Raw genomic sequence first — 8,044 nt, forward strand, 5'->3', positions numbered from 1 at the left:
ACGCCGTCTGCGTTTCTCCGGCCCTAAGACATCAATCATCTGTACTCCAATGACTAGTCTAAAAACTAGTATTAAGACTATCACTTATTTAAGTGATACTGGTTGTCTGGAGATTCAGGGGGCCAGTCTAGCGATCAATACTTTGTCCGGGTAATCTTCTTTCAGCCGACGCAGGGCGGCCAGATTCTCCTCCAGCGGATGCTCGGCAATCTGCTCCATATTTTTGAAGCCGATAAAACCGGTATCTTCTTTCACCAGATGATCAAAACGCGGCGAGACTTCGTTGGCGATAAAAAAGCCGATCGTTTTAAACACCACACCGCCCCAACCTGTGTCGTAGGCTTTGGCACACATCTCATAGCAGTTGCCTACCGGCGAAGAAGAGAGGCAGAACGGGTTGGGAAACTTCACGCCGCAAAAAGTAATCGAAAGATCTTTCGTTAACATGAGCAAGCTCCCTCTAAATAGTGATGAATCGCCTCGGCGGCTTCTTTCCCGGTTTTCACGGCATAGACCATGGTTTTGTCACCCTCAACAATATCGCCAGCAGCAAAGACTTGCGGGTCGCGGGTCTGGTAATTTTGTGTTTTGATGGTGTTACGCTGCGGCTCTAACTCCGCAAAGGCATCTAGTCTGGCATGCTGACCGACGGCGAGAATAATTTTATCTGCCGCCATCGTCAGTTCGCCCGATAACCGTACATGCTTAAACGTGACTTTATTGCCTTCCACGGCTACTGGCGTGAATCCATCGATGATCGAAACGCCCAGCTCCCGGGCGCTGGTAAACTCTTTTTCGCTTGCCGGAAACTCATCTAACTCTTCACGCGCTACGCAAGTTACCGCCTGACAGCCGAGAACTTTCAGCGTGCTGGCTACGTCCATCGTGACATCACCGCCGCCGATAATTAATGCGCTTTGTGGAATGCTGATATCGCCTTGCGCCTGTCGTGCACGTTGCAAGAAGTCGACGGCAATCTCAACGTCACTATGCTCAAACAGCGGTAGCCCGGAACCGCTTGATAACCCCACGGTGACCAGTACCGCGCGGTTTTCTGCTTTCAGCTGCTCAAGGGTGAGTGTGTTACCGACTTCGTTGTTGCACTTAATGGTCACGCCCATTTTTTCAATACGGGCGATCTCTGCATCCAGTACTGATTGCGGTAACCGGAATTGCGGAATGCCGTTACGCAACCAGCCACCGGGTTGTGCTTCTTTCTCATAGATCGTGACGTCATAACCCTGGTTTGTCAGTGTCACACTGGCCTGCAATCCGGCAGGACCTGCGCCAATAATCGCGACTTTGCCGAGCGTTTTAGTACCGGGCTGATAAATTTCCATCCCGGTTTGTTGTTCAAAATCAGTAACAAAACGCTGTAAGCGGCCGATATCAATGGGAGCATCAACACCGGCACGGGTACAACCGCTTTGGCATAATTTCTCCGTCGGGCACACTCTGGCACAAACGGCACCGAGGGCATTATTTTCGCGAATTGTCTCGGCAGCGCCTTTAAAATTACGAAAGTAGATTGAGCGAATAAATTTCCCCGGATCGGTCTGTGCCGGGCAAGCCTGACTACAGGGAGCGTCGTGACATAATAAACAGCGAGAGGCTTCTTTAATCGCCAGTAACGGCGTAAAAGCCGGAGTGAGTTCATCCAGATAATTTTGTTGCGGCATGTGATCTTCCTTAATGCTATGAGTAATTAAGGCGAACGCTAAATATACTCGTCATACTTCAAGTTGCATGTGCTGCGTCTGCGGGTTATTCGGCCCATCCATGGGCCTCACCCCTTATGGGGCCGCTGCAGGGAGCGTTCAAATCCGCTCCATGCGGATTTGTCGCTCACCCCAGTCACTTACTTATGTAAGCTCCTGGGGACTCACTCACTTGTCGCCTTCCTGCAACTCGAATTATTTAGAGTATAAATATTGCGTGCTGATATTAAGGCTATGCGCGTGGGGAAATTTATACTGTGAAAGGATTCACAAATAGCTGCGGTTCAGAATGTTATATCCGCAGCTTATTGAGTGAAGTAATAATTATTCTCAATAATTAACAGAAAAGAGAAAATATTAACGATAGAAAATAAGATAAACAATCATGCCGATAGATAAAATTCCGAAGCCGATATATGCCACCATATAAGCGAAAAAGAGTCCGGGATTTTTTGCTCGCCAGACATACACCGGTTCCGGTGCATTTTTAACCCGTTTATCAATCGCGCCTGCGCGCCAGCCTTTCCATGCTTCGCGGAAACAAAATATCGGAATAAGGAAAAAAACGGCAACGACAAAAAACTGCTGTACATCCATAACTACTTTCCTTGTTTCTTTTGTAATTCAAGTAACTGTTCGGGTGTGACGGCGGGATACCCCTGCGCATCTTCCGGCACCTGGTGCATAGCCGGAATAGGGACCAGCGGCCCTAAAAAACGCGGTTCACGTTTAAAAATATAAAGGTCAGCCAGCGCACCGAAACGGGCGGCAAATTCGCGAATACGTACTGACAGCATATCTTTCGGTGACGGTACGGCATAACACTGAGCCTGAATCCCCATATGCAGCGCAATAAATAATGCCCGCTCACAGTGGAAACGTTGGGTGATAATAATGAAATCATTAGTATCGAAAACTTTGCGTGTACGCACGATGGAATCCAGCGTACGAAAGCCTGCGTAATCGAGAACAATATCTGATGGGTCGACACCAGCAGCGATTAAATCTTTGCGCATGGTCATCGGCTCATTATAACTTTGCAATGCGTTATCGCCGCTCAGTAATAGATAATTTACCTTACCGCTGTTATAGGCATTAATCGCTCCTTGAATGCGGTAGCGATAATACTGATTAATTACGCCAGTACGATAATATTTTGCTGTTCCGAGCACCACACCGACCTGGCGGTAGGGGAGATCCTGCAATTCGTCGTAGATATAAGGCGCGGTTTTCCAGCTCATCCAGCGATCGAGGCCGAGCACAGTCAACAACAGCAAGCCGATCAGGACTAACAGGCTGAGGAACACGCGCTTTAACATGCAGGAGACTCGATCTAAGGAAAATTTCCATCAGGCTACTTTACCCGCTGGTTTTGCGCAAGAAACGGCAAACTGTTTGCCGGGAATTTCGACACCAGGAGAGGGCTGGCAAGCCGGACAAGGCGTTCACGCCGCATCCGGCACCAGGCTTAAGCGAGAAGCACTCGGTCGATACTGTGACAGCCGAGAGCTTTCAGCGTTGCGGAGGTGGCATCCCACTGAATCAACGGCGCATCGGCTTTTTCTGCCAGAACCGCGCGCTGGATATCCGGGTAATCATAACCCTTGAGATTCAACAGAATTAACGCTCCCTGCAACGGTGGCAGAGTCGGGTTGAATGCGGCGTTTTCAGCGTAGCTGCCACTGAAAATACGACCGTCTTTACATTCCAGCGCGACACCGCTTGGCGACTTACTGTAAGGCATGTGCGAACGGTTTGCCGCTGCAATCGCCGCCTGAGAAAGCGCATCACCAGTCAGCGCATAGCCGTGATCCTGCTCGTCCATCAGCAGCGTTTTAATCTCCAGATCTTTCGGCCCAAAGGCATCCGGCAGATAGTCACGCAGCGCGTGTGCCTCGCGGCCCGGCAGATGAATACGCAGATCCAGACCGCTGTTCAGTTCATTCATAAACTGACGGCAGTGACCACAAGGCGTGTAGTTAACGGTGATGGCTGCAAGCGCTTTTTCACCACTCAACCAGGCGTGGCTGATCGCGCTTTGTTCGGCATGAACGGTTTGCTGCATTGTCGCACCAATAAATTCCATATTGGCACCGAAATACCAGGTTCCGCTCACACCGCGCGCAATTGCGCCAACATTAAAATTCGACAATGGCGTACGCGCACAGGCCGCTGCCAGCGGAAGTAGTGCGAATGCCAGCGCGTCTTCGTCCAGCCCCGTTGCGCTCTTCAGCGATGAGACTTGCTCCCCGGTCAACAAAGCGGGGAAGTACTTGTCTGCCAGAATAGGTTCCAGTGCAGATTGCAAGTTATCCGCAAGTTGGGCAAAAGCGGTTTGAAAACGTGGATGCATGGCGTTGCCTCATAATCATGTAATGGGATAACAGTTTACGAACCCGTTATGGCTTTATATGTGATCTGAATCTCATTAATTATGCAACGCGTGAAACTTACATCAAAAATGCGCGACGCATCGCAAATTTTAGCCCATTACTGCCAGAATAATCGGGAAAAGGAACGGTGCGATCAGCGAAGTAATTATCCCGCATAACACCAGCGCTAGCGAACTAAATGCACCTTCCTGATAATCCAGCTCGGCGCAGCGCGCCGTACCGAGGGCGTGCGAGGCAGTCCCCATTGCCAGACCGCGCGCAGCTTTGGTACGAATATGCATCGCATTAAGCAATGTATGGCCAAATACCGCGCCGAGGATGCCGACGAAAATCACGCAAACTGCGCTGATTGCCGGAATACCGCCAATACTGCCGCCAACCGCCATTGCAATAGGCGTGGTGACTGATTTCGGCAGGATTGACGCGGCGATTTCCGGTGAAGCGCCCATCAACAATGCCACGGAAGTCCCCGTCACCATCGCAACCACGCTGCCGATAAAACAGATGGTGATGATCGATTTCCAGCGCGCGCGGATCTGGTGTAGCTGCTCATATAAAGGATAGGCCAGCGCGACGACCGCCGGTTGCAGCAGATCGTTTAGCACTTCGCTACCTTTAAAGTAGCTGTCGTAAGAGATGCCGGTCAGCATTAAAAAAGGGATGATCACCACCATTGCTACCAGCAACGGGTTAAGCAAGGGAAACTTATACCGTGCCGCCAGTTTGCGGGCGGCAAAAAAGACGATCAATGTCAGTGGTAATGACCACCAGATATTAGCCATCATTCTTCTGATCCTTTCTGACCTACGACTTTACGTTCACCGTGCACCAGTTGCGAACTCCAGCTCACCACCAGAAAAACCACCAGTGTACTGACAGCACAGGAAACCACTACCGGGCCAAACTGTGCGCGGAGCAAATCAAAATATTGCATGACGCCTACGCCAATCGGCACAAACAATAGCGCCATATAGCGAATCAGTACGTAGCACCCCGGATTGACCCATTTTGCCGGAAGAATTTGCAAGGCCAGCAGGACAAACAGGATCAGCATCCCGATGATGCTGCCCGGAATGGTTACCGGTAGCAGGGAAGCAATGAAAATGCCTGCATACAGGCAGGCATAAATCAGGACGAAAGCGCGTAAATATTGCCAGATAATGTTCAGTGTCTTACTCATAATCAACACCCCAGATGAGATGAATTCATCATACAATTAATTCGTAAAACGTGCTACCGATCACATTAAGAAATCAGCGCTTATTTTTTCGCTCCCCGGCATTACGCAATGCGCAACGAACTCAGGCATACATCAAGCATAGAGAGGGATTACAGTTTGCAGCAATCCCTCTTTGCAGACCTTTAATCCGTTGACCATAGGCGCTAACATAGCGCCTCATTTTTTTGCGGGTGAAGATATGCGTGTGTTACTGGCTCCGATGGAGGGTGTGCTTGACTCTCTGGTGCGTGAATTGCTGACCGAAGTTAACGACTACGATCTGTGCATCACCGAGTTTGTCCGCGTGGTGGATCAACTGCTGCCGGTAAAAGTTTTTCATCGCATTTGCCCTGAGCTACAAAACGCCAGCCGGACACCATCCGGTACGCTGGTGCGCGTGCAGTTGTTGGGTCAGTTCCCACAATGGCTGGCAGAGAATGCCGCCCGTGCGGTGGAATTAGGTTCCTGGGGCGTGGATCTCAATTGCGGCTGCCCGTCGAAAACGGTCAACGGTAGCGGTGGTGGGGCGACGTTACTCAAAGATCCTGAACTCATCTACTAGGGTGCAAAAGCGATGCGTGAAGCTGTACCGGCGCATTTGCCCGTCAGCGTGAAAGTGCGTCTGGGCTGGGACAGCGGTGAGAAGAAATTTGAAATCGCCGATGCGGTTCAACAGGCTGGTGCTACGGAGCTGGTGGTGCATGGACGGACAAAAGAGCAGGGTTACCGCGCGGAGCATATTGACTGGCAGGCGATTGGCGAGATTCGCCAGCGGCTGAATATTCCGGTGATTGCCAACGGTGAAATCTGGGACTGGCAGAGTGCGCAACAATGTATGGCGATCAGCGGCTGCGACGCAGTGATGATTGGTCGCGGGGCGCTCAATATTCCCAACCTGAGCCGGGTGGTAAAATATAACGAACCGCGAATGCCGTGGCCGGAGGTGGTTGCTTTGCTGCAAAAATATACCCGTCTGGAAAAGCAGGGCGATACCGGGTTATATCACGTTGCGCGGATTAAACAGTGGTTGAGTTATTTGCGTAAAGAATACGATGAAGCAACGGAATTATTTCAGCATGTTCGGGTGTTGAATAATTCCCCTGATATTGCAAGGGCTATTCAGGCAATTGATATCGATAAGCTGCGATAATAGTGGAATCGCAGTTTATCAGAGACAATGAATCGCTTATTCAGCTTCATCATCTTGTTGCGCTCCTTTCATGAGCTAAGCCACATATTGCCACTGGCGCAAGGAGCGCGCAGGGGGAGGACAATCGCCTCCTCCCCCTGCCCCCCCGGGCTCTGGCGAACAAAATCGCCGCTGCGCGGTACCTTCAGCTTATCCCCTTCGGCTACCGGGTCGGGCGCGAGGTAACGTCCTTGTAAGACGCGCCCTCAGCCCACATCCATGTGGGCTGCCCCGGCCTTCGGGGAACGCTTCAGCGATTTTGACGCCACCAACACCGGAGCTGTTTGCAAATCAAGTACACAAAATATCTAGTTCCTGACCTGACAACTTATATGCCATATCTGATTTTTAAAATATCATCTTAAATACGCCAGTCACCACCAGTAGCCCAATCAGGAAAATAATCAATACAGCCCAGAGTATAATTTTCATTGGCGTTCCTTTATTTGTGAGTGTTGAATAAGTATAGGAAAAAACGAAGCCCTTTGCCGTTATCCATAAACGATTAAGATAAATCGGAAGATATCATTCACTTAGTCTATATTTTTCTGGGTATGTCGTTTTATTGCTACTGATGTATTGCCACGCGAAACTAAAAAATATATCGCAACACACGGTAATCTCCGCGCACCGTTTCTTACCTGATTATTCCCCCATGAATCGTGATTCCTTTTATCCAGCCATCGCCTGTTTTCCGCTGTTATTGATGCTGGCCGGGTGTGCGCCTATGCATGAAACCCGCCAGGCGTTAAGCCAGCAAACGCCCGCTGCACAAGTTGACACCGCATTACCCACGGCGCTGAAAAATGGTTGGCCAGACAGCCAATGGTGGCTGGAGTATCACGATAATCAGCTCACTTCATTAATTAACAATGCACTACAGAACGCACCGGATATGCAGGTGGCTGAACAGCGCATTCAGCTAGCTGAAGCCCAGGCGAAGGCAGTTGCCACTCAGGATGGTCCGCAGATCGACTTTTCGGCGGATATGGAGCGGCAAAAAAATGTCGGCAGAAGGCTTAATGGGGCCGTTTGCTCTGAACGATCCGGCCGCAGGTACGACCGGCCCGTGGTACACCAACGGTACTTTTGGCTTAACGGCGGGCTGGCATCTCGATATCTGGGGAAAGAATCGGGCGGAGGTTACTGCCCGCCTGGGTACGGTTAAAGCACGGGCGGCGGAACGCGAGCAAACCCGCCAATTGCTGGCTGGCAGCGTAGCCCGCCTGTACTGGGAGTGGCAAACCCAGGTAATGACTCCAACTTACTGATAGTGTTTTATGTTCAGATAATGCCCGATGACCTTGTCATGCAGCTCCACCGATTTTGAGAACGACAGTGACTTCCGTCCCAGCCTTGCCAGATGTTGTCTCAGATTCAGATTATGTCGCTCAATGCGCTGAGTGTAACGCTTGCTGATAACGTGCAGCTTTCCCTTCAGGCGTGATTCATACAGCGGCCAGCCATCCGTCATCCATACCACGACCTCAAAGGCCGACAGCAGGCTCAGAAGACGCTCCAGTGT

At 50.6% G+C, this 8,044-nt stretch carries 8 protein-coding genes and 3 pseudogenes; 2 read left to right on the forward strand and 9 right to left on the reverse strand.

The features are described 5' to 3' along the window. Positions 1 to 123: 123 nt before the first annotated feature. The 7 genes and pseudogenes from BHE85_RS07130 to BHE85_RS07160 all read right to left on the reverse strand — a co-directional run. A pseudogene (locus BHE85_RS07130) lies at positions 124 to 447 on the reverse strand (NAD-dependent dihydropyrimidine dehydrogenase subunit PreA); the annotation flags it as partial. Next, complete coding sequence (preT, locus tag BHE85_RS07135; RefSeq protein WP_001136343.1) at positions 441 to 1,679, reverse strand: NAD-dependent dihydropyrimidine dehydrogenase subunit PreT; 1,239 nt, start codon at positions 1,677 to 1,679, stop codon at positions 441 to 443. The pseudogene BHE85_RS07130 and the gene preT, both read right to left, overlap by 7 nt. 396 nt (positions 1,680 to 2,075) lie before the next feature. Further along, positions 2,076 to 2,315, reverse strand: a complete 240-nt coding sequence (locus BHE85_RS07140; protein ID WP_000383096.1) for a DUF2542 family protein — start codon at positions 2,313 to 2,315, stop codon at positions 2,076 to 2,078. 2 nt (positions 2,316 to 2,317) lie between these two features. After that, positions 2,318 to 3,037 (reverse strand): outer membrane permeability protein SanA, encoded by a 720-nt coding sequence (gene sanA / locus BHE85_RS07145; RefSeq protein ID WP_000920064.1) that lies wholly within the window; start codon positions 3,035 to 3,037, stop codon positions 2,318 to 2,320. A 149-nt stretch (positions 3,038 to 3,186) separates the two neighbouring features. Continuing rightward, complete coding sequence (gene cdd / locus BHE85_RS07150) at positions 3,187 to 4,071, reverse strand: cytidine deaminase (protein WP_000553555.1); 885 nt, start codon at positions 4,069 to 4,071, stop codon at positions 3,187 to 3,189. A 129-nt stretch (positions 4,072 to 4,200) separates the two neighbouring features. Further along, the gene (locus BHE85_RS07155; RefSeq protein ID WP_000968205.1) at positions 4,201 to 4,896 is read right to left on the reverse strand and encodes a CidB/LrgB family autolysis modulator; all 696 of its coding nucleotides are present in this window, start codon (positions 4,894 to 4,896) and stop codon (positions 4,201 to 4,203) included. After that, complete coding sequence (locus BHE85_RS07160; RefSeq protein ID WP_001295452.1) at positions 4,893 to 5,291, reverse strand: CidA/LrgA family protein; 399 nt, start codon at positions 5,289 to 5,291, stop codon at positions 4,893 to 4,895. Before BHE85_RS07160 ends, BHE85_RS07155 begins: the two co-directional genes overlap by 4 nt. 238 nt (positions 5,292 to 5,529) lie before the next feature. Between BHE85_RS07160 and dusC the strand changes: the two are divergent. Further along, a pseudogene (gene dusC, locus BHE85_RS07165) lies at positions 5,530 to 6,480 on the forward strand (tRNA dihydrouridine(16) synthase DusC). Between the two features lie 387 nt (positions 6,481 to 6,867). On the opposite strand, the gene yohP reads toward dusC, so the two are convergent. After that, entirely contained in the window at positions 6,868 to 6,951 is an 84-nt protein-coding gene (yohP, locus tag BHE85_RS28360) for a small membrane protein YohP (protein ID WP_000691708.1), read from the reverse strand. A 223-nt stretch (positions 6,952 to 7,174) separates the two neighbouring features. Between yohP and BHE85_RS07175 the strand changes: the two are divergent. Continuing rightward, a pseudogene (locus tag BHE85_RS07175) lies at positions 7,175 to 7,769 on the forward strand (TolC family protein); the annotation flags it as partial. 14 nt (positions 7,770 to 7,783) lie between these two features. On the opposite strand, the gene BHE85_RS07180 reads toward BHE85_RS07175, so the two are convergent. Continuing rightward, the coding region (locus BHE85_RS07180) for an IS1 family transposase (protein ID WP_000317683.1) at positions 7,784 to 8,044 on the reverse strand (261 nt) is incomplete at its 5' end.

The sequence above is a fragment of the Shigella sp. FC1567 genome, from assembly GCF_001743015.1.
In the GTDB taxonomy this organism is placed as follows: Bacteria; Pseudomonadota; Gammaproteobacteria; order Enterobacterales; family Enterobacteriaceae; genus Escherichia; species Escherichia coli.

Coding starts and splice junctions, on each gene's coding strand:
- preT (WP_001136343.1), bottom strand. CDS start 1,679: ATGCCGCAACAAAATTATCTGGATGAACTCACTCCGGCTTTTACGCCG.
- BHE85_RS07140 (WP_000383096.1), bottom strand. CDS start 2,315: ATGGATGTACAGCAGTTTTTTGTCGTTGCCGTTTTTTTCCTTATTCCG.
- sanA (WP_000920064.1), bottom strand. CDS start 3,037: ATGTTAAAGCGCGTGTTCCTCAGCCTGTTAGTCCTGATCGGCTTGCTG.
- cdd (WP_000553555.1), bottom strand. CDS start 4,071: ATGCATCCACGTTTTCAAACCGCTTTTGCCCAACTTGCGGATAACTTG.
- BHE85_RS07155 (WP_000968205.1), bottom strand. CDS start 4,896: ATGATGGCTAATATCTGGTGGTCATTACCACTGACATTGATCGTCTTT.
- BHE85_RS07160 (WP_001295452.1), bottom strand. CDS start 5,291: ATGAGTAAGACACTGAACATTATCTGGCAATATTTACGCGCTTTCGTC.
- yohP (WP_000691708.1), bottom strand. CDS start 6,951: ATGAAAATTATACTCTGGGCTGTATTGATTATTTTCCTGATTGGGCTA.